We start from the raw sequence: 16259 nt of genomic DNA on the forward strand, positions 1-16259 counted from the left end.
GTGGCACGAACGTTACTATAGCCGCAATCAGGCAATCCACTATGCTTCGCTCACCACTCAATAAGTTTAAAAACTCATGCCTGAGCACTTACGCGCGTTAACCGTCATTCTGGTTCTGGCCGGCATCGTTTTTACCCTTTCACGCCGGGCTGCAGCTGACCTTATCCCCTACAGCGACTTCACGCGTCGCCGCAATCTGTGGTTCGTGTTGACGCTCCTGGTCTTCGTCTCGCACAGCTTCTGGGTGTATGCAGCCGTTGCCGCCGTCATCATGACCGTCGCGGGAAAACGCGAGCGCAACCCCATCGCGCTGTTCTTCTTTCTGCTGTTTTTGGTCCCGCCGGCCTCGGCGCAGATTCCAGGCTTGGGCGTGATCAACTACTTTTTCGATCTCAACCATATTCGCCTGCTGTCCTTGTGCGTTTTGCTGCCGGCGTTTTTTGTGCTGCGCCAGCGTGCAGACACGCTGGCATTCGGGCGGACCTGGCCTGACAAACTGTTGGCCGCCAACATCCTGCTGGCGAGCCTGCTATTGCTGCGCGAAACCACGCCCACCGACACCTTGCGCCAAGTGCTCTACATGTTCATCGAAGTTTTTCTGCCGTACTACGTGGCCAGCCGGGCACTGAAAAACCTCAGCGACTTCAAGGACGCACTGTTGGCCTTTGTCCTCGCCTCCATGGTGTTGTCGATTATTGGCCTGTTCGAATTTGCCCGCAGCTGGCTGCTGTACAGCGCGTTGATCGATGCCTTGGGCATACAATGGGAAATGTCCGGATACCTGAACCGTGGCGGTTCATTGCGCGCCAGCGCCACGACCGGCCAGGCGATTGCGCTGGGCTTCGTGATCAGCACAGCCATCGGCTTTTATATGTATCTGCAGGAAAACGTGCGCAGCAAGTTCCAGCGCCGCCTCGGCGCACTGTTGCTGGCCGGCGGGTTGTTTGCACCGCTGTCGCGCGGCCCGTGGATCGGGGCCGCCGTCATGATCGCAACCTTCATCGCCACCGGCCGCAGCGCTTTCAAACGCCTGATTCTGCTGGCGTTGGTCGGCGTGCTCGCCCTGTCCTTGCTGGCGGTCGTGCCTGGCGGGCAAAAAGTGCTGGACCTGCTACCGTTCTTAGGCACGATCGAAGTAGAGAACATCACGTACCGGCAACGCTTGATCGATAACGCAATGATCGTGATCCAGCGCAACCCCTTGTTCGGCGCTTTCGACTTCCGCAACACGCCGGAAATGCAGTCCATGATTCAGGGCCAGGGCATCATCGATATCGTGAACACCTACATCAACGTGGCGCTGCAGGTCGGGTTGATCGGGCTGACACTGTTCGTGGCTTTTTTCGCCACGGTGCTCTTCGGTCTGCGCAAGGCAATGCGTTCTTTCTCCGACAAGGACGATGAGACGCGCCGACTGGGGCGTGCACTCTTCGCGACGCTGGCGGGCATATTGGTGACCATCGTTACCGTCAGCAGCATCACGGTAATCCCCGTGGTGTATTGGTCGGTGGCCGGGCTGGGCGTTGCCTATGTCCAGATGGTTCGCAAGCTCAGGCAAACCTCACCTGCAACCGCTGTAAGTGCCCATCCTCAACTTCGGTAATGCCAATGCCCAGCTTGTTTCGCCGCACACCTCTGCTGCTCATCGCGCTCCTGTGCGTTGCCATCTGGCCGTTCAGGAGCTGGGCGTCGGACTGGGTCGCGAGCGTGGATGAGCGCAGCGGCCTGCCGATGCTGACACGCGGTGGCAGCCCCGTCTTGGCATCGACATTCACCTTCTGGGGAAGCAACTGGGAGTGGTTGTATTTTGCGTCCCGGTTCAAGGCAAACGCCCCCCACAGTTACTCCCTGGAAGGCCAGAACAAAGACCTGGACTTCGACTTGACGGCGCAGATTCAAAAGGACGGCGAGCAAAAGCTGACCTGGAACTTTGCCCTCGATGCGCACAGCACGAAGTCGGGTGTAATGGGCGGGGGCATCGTCTTCAAGTTTGACCCGGCACTGTTCGCTGAAGAGATGGGCGAACCGGTGCTGCTCCCCGACAACAGCGGCTGGGCCTGGGGAAACGCACAAGGACGACGCATCGAGATGCGTTTTGAGCCGGCACTGGCGAGTGTCTATTTTGAACCCGGCGACCGATCCGAGGTGCGCGCTTTTTTCTACAAAACCACGATCAGGCCCGGCCAGCAAAACATCAAAGCCACCTTGAGCGTCTCGGGTGACGTGACACTCGGCCCGACCCTGACCGAGCGCTTTGGCCTGACGGACCCGACACGTTGGCCGAACGACAACATCGACATAAAAACCTCACCGGTCGATCTGTCGTTTCTCAATGCTGGCGAAAAACCTGCGGGCAAGCGCGGTTTCGTCAAAGCGTCCGGCGAGCAGCTGATGTTCGCCGACAACACCCCGGCGCGTTTCTGGGGCACCAACATCACGTCCTACGCGCTGTTCCAAACGTCCGACGATGCAATCAAGCAGCAAGCCAAACGCCTGTCGGCACTCGGTTTCAACCTCGTGCGACTGCACCACCATGACTCACCCTGGGTCAACCCGAACATTTTTGGCGAGCGCGACCTCACGCATGACACTCAGCAACTCAGCGCGCAGTCGCTGAAAAAAATCGACTGGTGGATCAAGTGTCTGAAAGACGAAGGCATTTATGTCTGGCTCGACATGCACGTCGAGCGAGCACTTATGCCGAAGGACAACATTTTTGCCTTCGATGAGCTGCCAAAAAATGAGCAGAACAACGCCAGCCTCAAGGGTTACGCGTATGTAAACATCACCATTCAGCAGGCCATGAAACGCTTCACCGAAGCCTACATGACCCATGTAAATCCCTTTACCGGCCTCGCCTACAAAGACGAGCCGGCAATCGCCGCCGTCCTGATCACCAACGAAAACGACGTCACTCAACACTTCGGCAATGCCCTGTTGCGAGACAAGGGAGTTCCCAAGCACTGGAAGCTCTACAAAAACCAGGCCGATGTCTTTGCCAGCCAGCACAATCTATCGCAAGGACTGACCTGGCGTTCGTGGGAGCATGGCCCCTCCAAACTGTTCCTTAACGATCTGGAACAGCGCTTCAACGTAGAGATGATTCAGCATCTGCGCGACCTCGGCGTGAAGGTGCCCATTGCCACCACCAGCAGTTGGGGAGGTGACGGCCTGAGCTCATTGCCGGCCTTGACCAGCGGTGATGTCATCGACGTTCACAGCTACGGCGGCGCGGGCCAGCTGGAGAAAAACCCGCTCACCTCCGACGGCATCATCGACTGGATCGCCGCCGGCCAGGTGACAGGCAAACCCCTGACCGTCACCGAGTGGAACAACGAACCATTCCCGACACCCGACCGCCACTCGTTGCCACTCTATGTCGCCGGCACCGCCAGCCACCAAGGCTGGGACGCGCTGATGCAATATGCCTACAGCCAGCAATCATTCGACGGCGACTGGGTAACGGCCGATAACTGGCACGCCTACAACGACCCCGCCATGCTGGCCACCCTGCCCGCCGCCGCCTTGCTCTATCGTCGCGGTGACGTCAGCGAAGCCAACACGACGTACGTCTTCGCACCGACGCCCGACACCCTGTTCAACAAACCCGTGTCACCGGCCAATTCTGCACTGCTGCGCACGGCGATGGAGATAGGCAAGCTGCAAATCGCCATGCCACAAACGCCGGAATTGGCCTGGTTGCAGCCGGGCATTATCCCGAGCACTGCCAAGGTGTTTCATGACCCTGACCAGTCGTTGCTGGACGCCAATGCCAGCGAGTCCACGACGGATACGGGCGAGCTCAAGCGCAACTGGAAACAAGGCATCTACACCATCGATACACCCCGTACCCAGGCTGTCACCGGCTGGATCGGCGGCGAATCGATCAGCCTCGGCAACATCAAGGTGCAAGTGAAAACGGCGAATGCCAGTGTGGTGGTGCAGAGCCTGGACAACGCACCCGTCGCACAATCGAAGGATTTGCTGATTTCATTGGGCACCCGCGCCATCCCCAAGGAAGACGACAAAACACCGTTTTATGTGGAGCCTCTGGAGGGCACGCTGAGCCTCCAGGCGCCGCCTGGCCTGACGCTCTTTACTAACGGCACGCTCGCACAAATGAAGAAGCTGCCCGCAACCTATGTGGATGGACGCTATACGATCAAGTTCGACGACCTGCAGGCGTCCAATTGGTTGTTTTTGAGAAAAAACGCCACTCGCTGACGCTGCAATCCGCTTGCACAGGAACAGTTTCCAGGAGGTCAGGATGAAATTTTTGGTGATTGGCGGCGCAGGCTACATCGGCTCGCACATGGTGAAAAAATTGCTGCATGCGGGTCACGAGCTGTTGGTGGCAGACAACTTTTCCACCGGCTACCGCAGCGCCTTGCCAGGCGGAAAACTGGTCGAACTGGACATCGCCGACGCGCAAGCCCTGGACGATGTTTTTGCTGCTGAACATTTTGATGCGGTGTTCCACTTCGCTTCATTTATCCAGGTCGGCGAATCCGTCACCGAGCCTGCCAAGTATTACCGGAACAACCTCGCCGCTACGCTGACGCTGCTACAAGCCATGGTGCGCGCGAAGGTCAAACACTTGGTTTTTTCCTCGACCGCCGCCGTCTATGGCGACCCGGTATACGTGCCCATCGACGAAGAACATCCCAAGGCCGCCATCAACCCTTATGGCCGCAGCAAGTGGATGGTGGAGCAGATACTGGAAGACTTCGACCGCGCCTACGGTCTTAAAACGGTGTGCCTGCGCTACTTCAATGCCGCCGGCGCCGACCCTGAAGGACAGCTGGGTGAACGCCATGAACCGGAAACCCACCTGCTGCCACTGATCCTGCAAGCGGCCTCGGGCCGACGCGAATCCATCACCGTGTTTGGTCGGGATTACGACACGCCGGATGGCACCTGTATTCGCGACTACGTCCACGTGGTCGATCTCGTTGCCGCTCACGCACTCGCCGTGGATTATCTGCTGGCCGGTGGCGCAAGCACGGCGTTCAACCTCGGTAACGGCCAAGGGTTTTCAGTACAGGAAGTGATAGACACTGTGCGTCGCGTCACCGGCCAGGACTTCTGCGTCAGTGACGCGCCCCGCCGTGCCGGCGACCCGCCACGGCTGGTGGCCGACCCTCGAAAGGCCAACGCAATACTGGGCTGGCAAACACAATTTGCCTCGCTTGAAGACATCGTGACGCACGCCTGGAAGTGGGAGCAGAAGCACCCTTGGCACTGACAGTCGGCGCTGGCGCATAACGCGCCGCGCGCCGAAGGGTGACGCGCTAGTAGTAAGAGCGGTTTTGCGGCTCGGCTTTGTTCAGCACCGTGCCAATCAGATTGGCTGAGCCCAGGTGATGCAGGCTTTCCTCGATCTCTTTCTTGCTGTTCATGCCGTTGGCGACCACGAGCAGGACGCAGTCGAATTTCGGCAGGACGGTAATGACATCGTCCGAGCTGAGGATTGGCGGCAAGTCGAAAATCACGATACGCGAGTTGTAGCGTTCACGCAGATCACTGATCAAATGGGTCACTGCGGGCGATGACAACACCTCGGTGGAGAGAGGAATCGGCTTACGGGTCGGCAGGACGACAAAACGCGGCAAGGTCGGGTTGACCAGAACCTCTTGCAGTTCCGCTTCGTCGGCCAGGTACTCATTGAGCGATTTATCCATCGGCAGACCCAGGCAGGCACCCACTGTCGGACGGCGCAGGTCAAAATCCACCAGCAATGCAGTCTTGGTGGTGTGATGGGCGATGCTCATTGCCAGGTTGATCGCCAGGACCGTCTTGCCTGCCTCCGGCGTCGGCGAGGTGATGGCAAGCGTACGCCAGCCGTTTTCTTCCATGATTTTCAGAACTTGCGTGCGTAGCAGATCGAACGCCCCGCCCATGTTCGAGTTCTTGTTGTACGCCACAATGCGGTTACGCTCGAGATGATCCGGGCGCAAAGGCACAACTTTGGTTTGCACATAACTGAGCGCATTCAGACCTGCAGAGTGCCCGGTTGCGGTCATGGCTTTTGGCGTGGCCACGAGGGCCGAGGACGACTGTTTTTCATCATCTTCGGTATCGGTCTTGTTAAATTCCATGGCTGTATTCCTTATGCAAACCGGCCCAAAGCTTTAAAAATCAAAAGATCCAGTGGCATGTAGAGGAAGTGCACGAGCACCAGAAAGATCACGAATGCCACTATCCCACAGATGATCAAGCGCGTTCGCCACCTCTTGCGATTCGCCAGCTCCGCCTTGGTGTGAATGTAGGGAATGGCAACCAGTACACGCCGCCCCAACACGCTACCCAGGGCTTCAGCTCCGCGCACACGCTGAGTCAGCATTTCCAGGAGCATCACCAATGCGCCAGCGCCCACAGGGGCAAGCACGAAGCCCATGGCAACCACTTTCTTGCGGTTCGGCCGTACCGGTTTTTCAGGCATCAGCGGCGACTCCAGGAGAACAAAACGCTCGGCTTTGTTTTCCTGTTCCAGGCTTTCGGAAATTCTCGCATTCATCTCCTTGGCGCGCATTTCCTCGTATTTCTTTTTCGCGTTGTCATGGTCACGCATCAGCGTGATCAGGCCGCGCTCGACTTGTGGCATTTCAATAATCTGCGCTTCGTATTCGGCTATTTTCTGCTGCGTCTGCTGCTTCTGATCGGCCAGCGACTTGATACGTGCGTCGGTGGCCGCGATCCGCGCCTGAGCCTTCGCTACATCCATACTGACGGACACTACCGAACTCCCCGCCACCGACTTGTTCGCCTCAAGTGCCGCAATCTTGCGTTTCACGGCACGCACATCAGGGTGGGCTTCGGTATACAGCGTCAGCAAACGGACGTATTCCGCCTTGAGGCTGCCCAGATCCTGCGGTTTGTCAGCGGCTGCACCTGCCACGCCAGGCTTGGTCGCTACGCCGGCATTGGCGGCGACAAGCTCCAACTCATTGAAGCGCAAATCCTCACGGGCAGCCTTGTAGTCACGATCGACTTCCTTGAGGTCGTTTTCGGCGCGGGTCAACATGTTCGTGAGCAATTCCCGATTCTCAGGCAGCGATTTGCTGTGCTCCTCCTTGTATTTCGCCACGCGACTGTCCTGGGCATTCAGGGCAACCTCGAGCTTGTCCGCCTCCTGCTTTGCGAACTCTGTGTTTTCATTGGCGCGCTCGGTGCGCTGCCGGATGTTTTCATTCAGAAACAGCGTTACCAGTTCATTGGCCACTTTGTTGGCAATCTCTGGTTGGCGGTGCTCAAAGGAAAGACGAAACGCAATCGTCACTTCCCCGCGACCCTTGACCGCGGCGCTGACCAAGGTGACCCCGATCGTATTGCGCATTTCATCGATTTTCTCGGAAACGCTCAACTGCCGGCCTTGAGAAGAGAACAAGTTGTATTTGTCGATGATCGCTAAAAGATTCTCCCGGGTCATCACACGCTGGCGAATGACCTCGATGCGCTCATCGGCAAAGGTGCCGTTGTTTGTCGCGACCAGTTCAGGCGAGATCTGCTGCGACTCGATCAGGATCGTGCCAGAGGACTCGAACGTGGGCGGCAGCGACATCGCGACCGCGATGCTCACGCCAAGTATGGCTGCGCAACTCACGATCAACAGCACAGCGTGGTGTTTGACGATGGCGATGTAGTCGTTGACCGACATTTCGTATTCAGAGGCCATATTTCTCACACAACTGAATTTCAGAGACCGGGGTAACTGTAAATCAGCGTCATCCCGACAATATTTGCGCTGGCATCCGGCAAGCCGTCCTGCTGACGCTCCTTGTACGTGAAGGATAGGCGCGCAATCCAAAAAGGCGAGAGTTCTTGACTGATCCAGGCACTGTAATTAAGCAAAGTGTTCGGCGTCTGGCCTTTGGTGTCCTGCCAGGAGGCATCAAAACCGGTGCGTCGGATCTCATCGATGGCGTAACTGAATGTTCCCTTCAGGTTATCCGCCTCGACGAACCCGCCGTCACCGCTGGCGACCGTACTGCGACCGGCGTCGACGATTGCATCGAACCGCTCGCCGGTGTATTGCAAGGTCAATCCGCCCTGCCCCTTGGGGCCGTCACCCGAACCGGAAACCTGATTGACGCCCGCGTACACCGTACCCTTGAACTGCTCGGAGAGCTGGAAGTTCACGCCGACCGTGGGTGTATAGCTGTTTGAGGAGGACGCCACTGCAGAGCCCTTCTCAGGCTCATAGCGCCTGACGCCCAAACGGGTGAACACCTCGGTCTGCTCGCTCCACGCGTAGCTCCACGTAAAGCGGGTGGCCAGTTCGTCGTAGTTGATCAGGGTCGGAATGTCGTAAGTGACATGAGTGTAGTCAGTCTCGTTGAGCAACGTACTTCGCTCGCTGAGAGCCGTATGCCAGTTGCCGCCCAGGGTATACAGCTTTTGCGTGCCGTCGGTTGCTACCACGCCGGTTTCCTGTACGGCAGTGGAGAGCGTTGAACTCTCTTCATACCTGGCCTTGAGCCCAAAACCGCCCGTTTCGGTTTCCCGCTGCCACCCCAGTTTCAATCGGGGGTCTTCACGGTCCGTCACGATGTCGGTATCGGAAGAACGCACGACGTATACACCGAGACCGAATTGAAACTCATCCCGACCGGAAGTACCGACAAGGCCGTACTCGGGAGCGATGATGGTGCGGGTCACACCCTGCTCGCCACTCGTGAGCAACAGTGGATTGCTGTCGTACTCGACAGTCGAAGGCACCGCGATTGATGATTGCCAGGTCGCCGCATGGGCCACACCGGAACACGACAGGATCAGGGTTGCAGTGGCAACCCCGGTAGTTCGAAGAGCAAGCAAGTTAATCCTTAATGCATCGCGCAAGTCTAAGGCACGACCAGCGTATCGCCGGCCTGGAGGAGAATATTGGTGGACATGTCACGCCCGGACATCAGATCGCTGTAATTGACTGGCAGGATCTGTTGCTTGGTCCCGTTGAGTCGCACGACCTTGATTTCATCCTTGTCGGCAAACTTGTCGAGCCCGCCCGCCACGCTTAAAACCTGCAGCACTGACGTTTGACCTGATAAATGGACACTGCCTGGCTTCAACACTTTGCCCTGCACGTACACGAGATTGCCATCCGTGCTGGTGACGACAACGCTCACCTGCGGATCGGGTATGTACTTTACAAGCTTGGCAGCTATTTTCTCTTCGACTGCGGTGGTATCGAGACCCGCCACATCGACTTGCCCTGCCAGCGGGAAGGTAATGCTTCCGTTGGGAAGAACGATCACGTCCTGCTTGAGCTTGTCTTCGCCCCAAACGGAAACGGCAAGCTTGTCACCCGGACTCAACCGGTATGCAGCATCGTTTGCGACGGCATTGGAAATGCTGGGCATAACTGCCAGCGCGCAGACCACAGGTAACCAGAAACGCGACATCGGGATCCCTCCGCCTAAGTAGCCTTGCCAAGAGTCTTGCATAAAAACCGGGGTAAATCACTCTTGCTCATTTTTAGGTCAAGGAAACGATCAAGGGGCTGTTTTTTGCGTTCGACGCCGTCCGGTTTTCGTCGGCCTGACGCCTCTATTGCCTGCCGGGAAACAGCTGGCGAAGGAAGTTTTTTATTTAACAATAAGTTGTCGTTAAACATATCGACCTCGATGTCTGCCTGCCAAATTAATAGCACTCTGTTTAATAGAGCCCGTCATTCAGCTAATACATCGCCAAACCCACTAGCAGATCAAATTGATATCAATCACTAGTGTCAATGCGCCACACAATCGCCAGCAAAAACAAAAAGCTAGCTACACCTTCCGCCGGTTGGCGACCATGACAAAACCGAATAACGCGGATGAAAACAACCAGGCGGCAGCTGCTAACGGAACTGCATTCGATTGATTGGTGAGGGCATCATCCCCGCCACTCAAAACTTTACTTTGCGTACCTGAATCTGCCGTTAACTTGTCAACGGCAAGTTGCGCCATTAATCCGTCACAGGAAGAACTATTGACGGTAGCGCCCACCTTGGTGGCGGATTCTATAAGGCTGTTGAGTTGATTTTTTGCTGTATCAGCGAAGCTGGTATCGCTGGCCGAAGCTGCCGCACCAGGACCGTTTGCAACGGTTGAAGGGGCACCACCCTGCTCGGCGGCGGTCATGCCCGCTTTTGGACCATACGCTTGGCAAGCATCGCCCATGCGGTTAATTTCACGGGTCAAATTGGCCGTTTGTGCGGTGGCAATGGCCGCACCATTACAGAGCACGCAGAACAAAACGGATTTGAGAACCAGTGATGAACGCATTGAAGCCCGCCTCCCTGCACACAGGGTTTTCCTGATATCGAATGAAGGATTCGTTACCCAGCTGATTGGAGCCTATAAGCACATAGCCAGCACGTCAATGGTCTGTCACAACAATAAATTAAAATAAAAATCAAGGCAGAATGGCGTCAATAAATCGACAATTAGTCCTCATCACAACAAGGGTCTCTATCTCCTTGAAACGACTCAAACATGGGCATCAGCCCTACCGAAAACGGGCCTGAACGCGTTGCTTTTTCCTCGCCGAAACACCGGCGACAAAAAACTATCGACGCTGGCCGCCATGCATCCACTCTCGCGGACTGACGCCGGTCTTGCGCCGAAATGCCCGGGCGAGCGCCGAAGGGCTTTCATACCCCACTTCATCGGCAATCAGGGCAATGGACTTGCCTTCACGCAAGCGTTTCTGGGCCAGGCTGATGCGCCAGCTCACCAGGTAATCCACCGGGGTCTGCCCCACCACCTGACGAAAGTGTTCGGCAAAACTGGCCCGGGACATGTTGGCCGCCGTCGACAACTCAGCCACAGTCCAGGACTTGCCGGGCGTGTCGTGCATCAGGCTTAACGAGCGTGCCAGGCGGGGGTCGGCGAGACCGGCCATCATGCCGGTGCTTTGTTCGCGATTGGTCAGAATGTGCCGCAGCAACTGGATCACCAGCACTTCGAACAAGCGGTCCATCATCGCTTCGCGACCGCAAATGCCGCCGAAGGCTTCGTTGAACAACCAGTCCAGCGTACCGGCCATGGTCGGCACTTCATCGAGATCAAGTACCAGGTAATCGGGCAACGCCGCCGCCAGCGCATTCCCCGCACCGCCATCGAACGTCAGCGAGGCGCACACCAGTTGCGTGTCGGACGTGTCAGCGGCAATCAGTCGGTGGCGGTAAGGCCGAGGGAAGAAAATCAAGGTGGGGGTGTTGAGCTCAATCGCGCGCTCATCGGCCAGTTTCAGGGTCAGCTCGCCGGATTGCAGCAGATGGAGGTGCCCGCAGGCCTGATCACCATCAAAACCGGTGGTGCCGCAAAAGGTCCCGCTGTGGAAGGTACCGGCGCTGACGCCGAAATGGCTGAGCAAGGTGGACAAGCGATCCATGGACAGGCTCCTGGCGGCATATTTGGACGATCAGTCGCATATCCTCGACGATTTGCAGCCAATAGACCAGCACTCGTCATTAGCATGGACCCCGTACCCAGCGCACACCGCGCCGTCATCTACGGAGATCCACCATGAGCCGCATCAACACCCTGAGCCTCGAACACGCCACCGACGCCACTCGCCCGCTGCTGGAAGGCGTGCAGAAAAAAATCGGTTTTTTGCCCAATGTCTTCAAGACGCTGGCGCATGCTCCCGCCGTGCTGTCCTCTTATCTGCAACAGTCTGCGACCCTCGGTAAAACGTCACTGAGCGCCACCGAGAAAGAAGCGATCTTCCTCGCCACGTCCCAGGTGAATGGGTGCGACTACTGCCTCGCGGCCCACACATTGTTTGCCGGCAAGGCCGGGTTATCCGCGCAAGACATCCTCAGCGCCCGCAGCGGACAGCTCAATGCCTTTGCCACCCTCGCCCGGCAGATCACCGAAAGCCGTGGCCACCTGGGCAGCGAGCAGATCGCAGCGGCACGGGCAGCCGGGATCAACGACAGCAAGATTGTCGAAGTGATCGCTCACGTGGCCTCGCAGACCTTGACCAATTACCTCAACAACGTCGCCCTGACCGAGATCGATTTTCCGGCCATCGATGCTTGAACGACTGTCTATTCGGGAGAACCGCTGATGAACACCGTGACGCTCTATACCACTGACACTTGCCCTTATTGCCGCAACGCCAAGATTTTGCTGGCGAGCCGAGGCATTGCGGCACAGGAAATAAACGTTCAATCGGAGCCTGGGAAGTTTGAGGAGATGCTCAGCCGCAGTGGTCGCCGTAGCGTGCCGCAGATTTTTATCGGTGATGTGCATGTTGGTGGGTTTGACGAGCTGGCCAAACTTGATCGTCAGGGGGGGTTGATGTCGATGCTTGCTTGAGGCCGGTGACGGTTTTTTTGGGGGGGTACATATCCGTTGTTGTGGTAACGGCGGCTATTGGTTTCGCCCTTACGGCGAGTCACTTGGAAAAGCGCCAAGTAACCAAGCGCCCGCGCCCCTGACGTACGGTGGCTCGCTAAGGCTCGCCATGCCCTCGCTCCGGTCCTGCTCCGTGGGCCCGCCGCCATCGGCCATCCCTGGCCGGGGGCGGCTAACCCGGCATCCATGCCGGGTTGCCCACTGCGCAGAACCTCCACTCGGCCTTCCGACGGGGCAGATCAAGATCAAAAACCAAAGCGAGGCGGCCTGCCAGCCGACCTGTTTCTTTGCTCGTACGCATTCCCCTGTAGGAGCCGGCTTGCTGGCGATGGAAGCCAACGATAACGCGGGCTGTCTGAATGAACGTGTTGCCCAGACATTTTTCGCCGGCAAGCCGGCTCCTACAGGGGATTGTATTTCTCCAGACACCTATGCATTTTCCCTGTAGGAGCCAGCTTGCTGGCGATGGGCGCCAACGATAACGCGGGCTGTCTGAATGAACGCGTCGCCTAGACGTTTTTCGCCGGCAAGCCGGCTCCTACAGGGGGCACGTACGCTTTTGATTCCCACCACTCATCAGGCCGAGCGTTAGCTCGCCTTCAGCTTTTGATCTAAGCGCACCCTCGAGAGGCCGAGCGCAGGTTCTGCGCAGTGGGCAACCCGGCATGGAGGCCGGGTTAGCCGCGCACGGCCATGGATGGCCGATCGCGGCGGGCCCACGGAGCAGGACCGGAGCGAGGGCATGGCGAGCCTTAGCGAGCCACCGAACGAAAGGGGCAAGAGCCCTTGGTTACTTGGGGCTTTTCCAAGTGACTCGCCGTAAGGGCGAAACCAATAGCGGCCATAACCGCAGAAATGGATATGTACACCTGAAAGAAAATAGTCGCCGGATAGACCGCTATCGCCGGCAAGCCAGCTCCTACAGGGACCGGGTAAATCCGCAAGAGTCGGGGCATATGGGCAAACACACAAAGGGCGCTCTATGATTGACCCCTATGACCACGTCGATGCCGATCCGCCAACCCTGCCCGCCCGGTGCCTGCAACTGCGAGCGTGAACCGCTGCTGGAAAAAGCGGGCGCGGACCTGCGCATCCTGTTCCTGACCCGCACCGAGGAAAAACGCCTGCTCGACCGCCTGGAAAACCTCCAGAGCCTGAGCGACCTCGAACGGCTGCAACAGCGGATGTTCGAACAACTGGGCATCCGGGTCGAAATCGCCCCCGGCTTCAACGAAGTCCGCACCATGCGCGGCATCGCCATCTCCATCGGCGAATTGCCGGGGCTGTGCCGCAAAACCCGCCAGGCGATCCCGGCCGCGATTCGCCGCGGGCTGGAGAAACGTCCGGAAATCGCCTACGAACTGCTCAACGCCAACGACCTGCTGCGCGACGCTTGACGGCTGAATGCCCCCCCAACAATCCCGAATGCCACGAAAGAGGATCAGCGGTCGTACGCGAATCCCGGCGCGCTGCTATGCCTTCTCAAAGGGAGAAAGACATTCAAGCCCGTCAGGACGAAGCGGGAAACAGGCGTGACCGTGGTCCCGGCGCCAGCCAGGTGCGCGAAGAGCAACAGGTGCCAATCCCTATCAGGAGGTGGCAGATGTTATTCATGGTCAGTTGGTCAATCAGTCCGCAAAACCGCAACAGCGCGATCAAGCGCTTTCTCGAGACCCAAGGTGCCCCGCCCCCCGGCGTCAAGATGCTCGGGCGCTGGCATGCCGTCGGTGGCTCGAGCGGTTTTGGCATCGCGGAAACCGACGATGCCGTACAGATTCAAAAATGGGTGCTGCAATGGAGTGACCTGATGAGCATGGAGGTTCATGCGGCACTCACCGATGAGCAGGCTGGGCCGCTGCTGGCGGCCGCTGTCAGCAAGTAATAATCGTCGTGGCGGCGAGTCTTGCTCGCCGCCACGACGCAGGCGCTCTGTCAGCGTCAGGCTTTAGATCCTGCTACGTCTTGATTCCCACCCGCCGCCGCATCTCGGCAGTGACTGCCTGAGCAGCAGAGCGATACGCCGGGAGGAAAATTCAATCGGGGTTGAAACTGCCCTGACAGACGGACAGATGGCCGGGCACTGGGCACGCCGGCAAGTGAATATACTCAGCGGGAGTGGACACATCCTCCGGAGAGCAATCATGCGAACGGTTCACGTCATCACCCCCGAAAAAACCCCGGGGCCGGTCAATGTGGTGGGTGAGGCGATCACGGTTCTCGCCGGCGGCGATCTGAGCAAACCCTTTGAAATGCACATTCAGGAAGGCGTGCAAGGGGGCGGGCCGCCGCTGCATTTCCATCCGTGGGACGAAGCTTTCTACGTCACCGACGGGCAGGTCGAAGTGACCGTCGAGGGCAAGTCCACCACTGTTTCTGCCGGCGGCTACGTGCATATTCCCGGTGGGTCGATCCATGCCTACAAAAACATCAGCGCGACCGCGAGGATGATTGGCGTGGTGTCCGATCCACGCGGCGGTCAGTTTTTTACGGCGGTGGACCGGCTGAGGGTTCCGGAGGATTTGCCGCGAATCCTGGAAATTGCCGAAGCGCACGGGGTTACGTTTCTGATTCCGAAATCACCGCAGACTCTGTAGGAGCCAGGCTTGCCGGCGAAGGGGCCTGTCAGTACGCCTTCGCCGGCAAGCCTGGCTCCTACAAGGAATGAGTTGTGTCAGACAGTTGTGGGGGTTGCAGCCGTATGCCAGATCAACACGCGGGTCACGCGGTTGTCTTCGGTCTCCAGAATCTCCAGCCGATAACGCCCGATCTTCAGGCACACCGCGCTGTCCGGAATGGTCTCCAGCGCTTCGGTCACCAGCCCGTTAAGGGTTTTCGGGCCATCGCTGGGCAAATGCCAGCCGAGGCTTTTGTTCAGGTCGCGAATCGATGCCGCACCGTCGATCACCAGGCGTCCATCGGCCTGCGGATGGATGTGCGGGTTGTCCAGGCTGTGCTGGCTTTCGAATTCGCCGACGATTTCTTCGAGAATGTCTTCCAGCGTGACGATGCCGAGCACTTCGCCATACTCGTCGACCACCATGCCCAGGCGTCGCTGCTGTTTGTGGAAGTTCAGCAGTTGTAACTGCAACGGTGTGCTTTCCGGTACGAAATACGGGTCGTGACACGCGGCCAGCAGTGCTTCGCGAGTGAGTTGGCCGTCGGGCAGCAGGTGGCGGATCTGCCGGGTGTTGAGCACCGCCTCGACCTGGTTGATGTCACTGTGGAACACCGGCAGGCGCGTGCGCCGGTTGGCTCGAAGCTGTTCGAGGATTTCTTCGATGGAGTCGTCGAGGTTGATCCCGTCGACATCGCTGCGCGGCACCAGAATGTCGTTGACCGTGATGTTGTCCAGCGCGTGGATGCCGGACACCGCGTGCGGACGGCAAACCGGTTGTTGGTCGTCGTGACGATCCTTCGGCGTCTCGTCCTCGCTCTGCTGCACCACTTTGGCCTTGCGGGCAAACGGGCGCATCAGCAACTGGCTGATGCCATTGAGCAGCCAGGCGGCCGGGTAGATGATTTTCAGCGGCGCGCGGAGCAAGGTGTTGCCCAGCGCCAGGACCGCGTCGGGATAGCGGGCGGCGAGGGTGCGCGGCAGGTAGTCGGCAAACACCAGCAGAATCGCGCCGGCCCCCAGGCACGCGGCCCATGGACCGTTTTCAGCCCAGGTGAAAATCGCCAGCAAGGTGCTGATGACCACTACCAGTGCGCGGCACAGGGTGTTGCAGAAAATCAGGCTGTTGAGCGGAAAACTCAGCTTTGCCACCGGTTTGTCGCTTGCGCGCGAGGCGGTGCGCTGGGCCAGCAAGTGCTGGTGTGCCGCTTCAATGGCGGTGAACAGCCCCGACCATAAAATCAGCAGGGCCACTACGGCGAGCATCGGCCCTATGGGCAAGTCGTCCATTTATGCCGCCC

At 58.3% G+C, this 16259-nt stretch carries 16 protein-coding genes; 8 read left to right on the forward strand and 8 right to left on the reverse strand.

Annotation, left to right across the window (positions count from 1 at the left end; translation table 11 throughout):
- The first annotated feature begins 76 nt into the window (after nt 1-76).
- From KGB25_RS24475 to galE, 3 genes are read left to right on the forward strand one after another with little or no spacing between them, the layout of a single operon-like run.
- Nucleotides 77-1603 carry an O-antigen ligase family protein gene (locus tag KGB25_RS24475; RefSeq protein WP_223437065.1) on the forward strand — a complete coding sequence of 509 codons (1527 nt, stop codon included), beginning with the start codon at nt 77-79 and terminating at the stop codon, nt 1601-1603.
- A 5-nt stretch (nt 1604-1608) separates the two neighbouring features.
- Nucleotides 1609-4224, forward strand: coding sequence for a cellulase family glycosylhydrolase (locus KGB25_RS24480; RefSeq protein WP_223437067.1), 2616 nt, complete (start codon nt 1609-1611; stop codon nt 4222-4224).
- 43 nt (nt 4225-4267) lie between these two features.
- Nucleotides 4268-5245: a UDP-glucose 4-epimerase GalE gene (galE, locus tag KGB25_RS24485; RefSeq protein WP_223437068.1), complete on the forward strand. Its 978-nt coding sequence runs from the start codon at nt 4268-4270 to the stop codon at nt 5243-5245.
- 46 nt (nt 5246-5291) lie between these two features.
- Here galE and KGB25_RS24490 read toward each other — a convergent pair whose 3' ends face one another.
- The 7 genes from KGB25_RS24490 to KGB25_RS24520 form a co-directional block, all read right to left on the reverse strand.
- Entirely contained in the window at nt 5292-6023 is a 732-nt protein-coding gene (locus KGB25_RS24490; protein ID WP_223437084.1) for a CpsD/CapB family tyrosine-protein kinase, read from the reverse strand.
- An 86-nt stretch (nt 6024-6109) separates the two neighbouring features.
- A complete protein-coding gene (locus tag KGB25_RS24495) occupies nt 6110-7675 on the reverse strand; it encodes a GumC family protein (RefSeq protein WP_008041067.1) in 1566 nt (521 codons plus the stop codon).
- Nucleotides 7676-7695: 20 nt separating this feature from the next.
- Nucleotides 7696-8814, reverse strand: a complete 1119-nt coding sequence (locus KGB25_RS24500; protein WP_223437070.1) for a hypothetical protein — start codon at nt 8812-8814, stop codon at nt 7696-7698.
- Between the two features lie 26 nt (nt 8815-8840).
- The gene (locus KGB25_RS24505) at nt 8841-9398 is read right to left on the reverse strand and encodes a polysaccharide biosynthesis/export family protein (RefSeq protein WP_207285927.1); all 558 of its coding nucleotides are present in this window, start codon (nt 9396-9398) and stop codon (nt 8841-8843) included.
- 14 nt (nt 9399-9412) lie between these two features.
- Entirely contained in the window at nt 9413-9610 is a 198-nt protein-coding gene (locus KGB25_RS24510) for a hypothetical protein (protein WP_223437072.1), read from the reverse strand.
- Between the two features lie 154 nt (nt 9611-9764).
- Nucleotides 9765-10262, reverse strand: coding sequence for a hypothetical protein (locus KGB25_RS24515; protein WP_223437074.1), 498 nt, complete (start codon nt 10260-10262; stop codon nt 9765-9767).
- Between the two features lie 283 nt (nt 10263-10545).
- Entirely contained in the window at nt 10546-11373 is an 828-nt protein-coding gene (locus KGB25_RS24520) for an AraC family transcriptional regulator (protein WP_223437076.1), read from the reverse strand.
- A 134-nt stretch (nt 11374-11507) separates the two neighbouring features.
- Here KGB25_RS24520 and KGB25_RS24525 point away from each other — a divergent pair, with 134 nt between their 5' ends.
- The 5 genes from KGB25_RS24525 to KGB25_RS24545 all read left to right on the forward strand — a co-directional run bounded on the left by KGB25_RS24525 (nt 11508) and on the right by KGB25_RS24545 (nt 14938).
- Nucleotides 11508-12026, forward strand: coding sequence for a carboxymuconolactone decarboxylase family protein (locus KGB25_RS24525; protein ID WP_008033958.1), 519 nt, complete (start codon nt 11508-11510; stop codon nt 12024-12026).
- Nucleotides 12027-12053: 27 nt separating this feature from the next.
- Nucleotides 12054-12305: a glutaredoxin 3 gene (gene grxC / locus KGB25_RS24530; RefSeq protein WP_008033960.1), complete on the forward strand. Its 252-nt coding sequence runs from the start codon at nt 12054-12056 to the stop codon at nt 12303-12305.
- Nucleotides 12306-13339: 1034 nt separating this feature from the next.
- Nucleotides 13340-13741, forward strand: coding sequence for a hypothetical protein (locus tag KGB25_RS24535; protein WP_032829188.1), 402 nt, complete (start codon nt 13340-13342; stop codon nt 13739-13741).
- A 206-nt stretch (nt 13742-13947) separates the two neighbouring features.
- Nucleotides 13948-14226 (forward strand): DUF3303 domain-containing protein, encoded by a 279-nt coding sequence (locus KGB25_RS24540; protein WP_008043696.1) that lies wholly within the window; start codon nt 13948-13950, stop codon nt 14224-14226.
- A gap of 259 nt (nt 14227-14485) precedes the next feature.
- A complete protein-coding gene (locus KGB25_RS24545; protein ID WP_223437077.1) occupies nt 14486-14938 on the forward strand; it encodes a cupin domain-containing protein in 453 nt (150 codons plus the stop codon).
- Nucleotides 14939-15015: 77 nt separating this feature from the next.
- Here KGB25_RS24545 and KGB25_RS24550 read toward each other — a convergent pair whose 3' ends face one another.
- Nucleotides 15016-16248, reverse strand: a complete 1233-nt coding sequence (locus tag KGB25_RS24550; RefSeq protein WP_223437079.1) for an HlyC/CorC family transporter — start codon at nt 16246-16248, stop codon at nt 15016-15018.
- Between the last annotated feature and the right edge of the window lie 11 nt (nt 16249-16259).

The sequence above is a fragment of the Pseudomonas sp. BF-RE-21 genome, assembly GCF_019947305.1.
Taxonomy (GTDB): Bacteria; Pseudomonadota; Gammaproteobacteria; order Pseudomonadales; family Pseudomonadaceae; genus Aquipseudomonas; species Aquipseudomonas migulae.

Bases quoted from the DNA above. Each gene is read 5' to 3' on its own strand.
- KGB25_RS24490 (WP_223437084.1), bottom strand. From the start codon at position 6,023: ATGACCGCAACCGGGCACTCTGCAGGTCTGAATGCGCTCAGTTATGTG.
- KGB25_RS24550 (WP_223437079.1), bottom strand. From the start codon at position 16,248: ATGGACGACTTGCCCATAGGGCCGATGCTCGCCGTAGTGGCCCTGCTG.
- KGB25_RS24510 (WP_223437072.1), bottom strand. From the start codon at position 9,610: ATGTTTAACGACAACTTATTGTTAAATAAAAAACTTCCTTCGCCAGCT.
- KGB25_RS24480 (WP_223437067.1), top strand. From the start codon at position 1,609: ATGCCCAGCTTGTTTCGCCGCACACCTCTGCTGCTCATCGCGCTCCTG.
- KGB25_RS24535 (WP_032829188.1), top strand. From the start codon at position 13,340: ATGACCACGTCGATGCCGATCCGCCAACCCTGCCCGCCCGGTGCCTGC.
- galE (WP_223437068.1), top strand. From the start codon at position 4,268: ATGAAATTTTTGGTGATTGGCGGCGCAGGCTACATCGGCTCGCACATG.
- KGB25_RS24515 (WP_223437074.1), bottom strand. From the start codon at position 10,262: ATGCGTTCATCACTGGTTCTCAAATCCGTTTTGTTCTGCGTGCTCTGT.
- KGB25_RS24505 (WP_207285927.1), bottom strand. From the start codon at position 9,398: ATGTCGCGTTTCTGGTTACCTGTGGTCTGCGCGCTGGCAGTTATGCCC.
- grxC (WP_008033960.1), top strand. From the start codon at position 12,054: ATGAACACCGTGACGCTCTATACCACTGACACTTGCCCTTATTGCCGC.
- KGB25_RS24475 (WP_223437065.1), top strand. From the start codon at position 77: ATGCCTGAGCACTTACGCGCGTTAACCGTCATTCTGGTTCTGGCCGGC.
- KGB25_RS24520 (WP_223437076.1), bottom strand. From the start codon at position 11,373: ATGGATCGCTTGTCCACCTTGCTCAGCCATTTCGGCGTCAGCGCCGGT.
- KGB25_RS24525 (WP_008033958.1), top strand. From the start codon at position 11,508: ATGAGCCGCATCAACACCCTGAGCCTCGAACACGCCACCGACGCCACT.
- KGB25_RS24495 (WP_008041067.1), bottom strand. From the start codon at position 7,675: ATGGCCTCTGAATACGAAATGTCGGTCAACGACTACATCGCCATCGTC.
- KGB25_RS24545 (WP_223437077.1), top strand. From the start codon at position 14,486: ATGCGAACGGTTCACGTCATCACCCCCGAAAAAACCCCGGGGCCGGTC.
- KGB25_RS24540 (WP_008043696.1), top strand. From the start codon at position 13,948: ATGTTATTCATGGTCAGTTGGTCAATCAGTCCGCAAAACCGCAACAGC.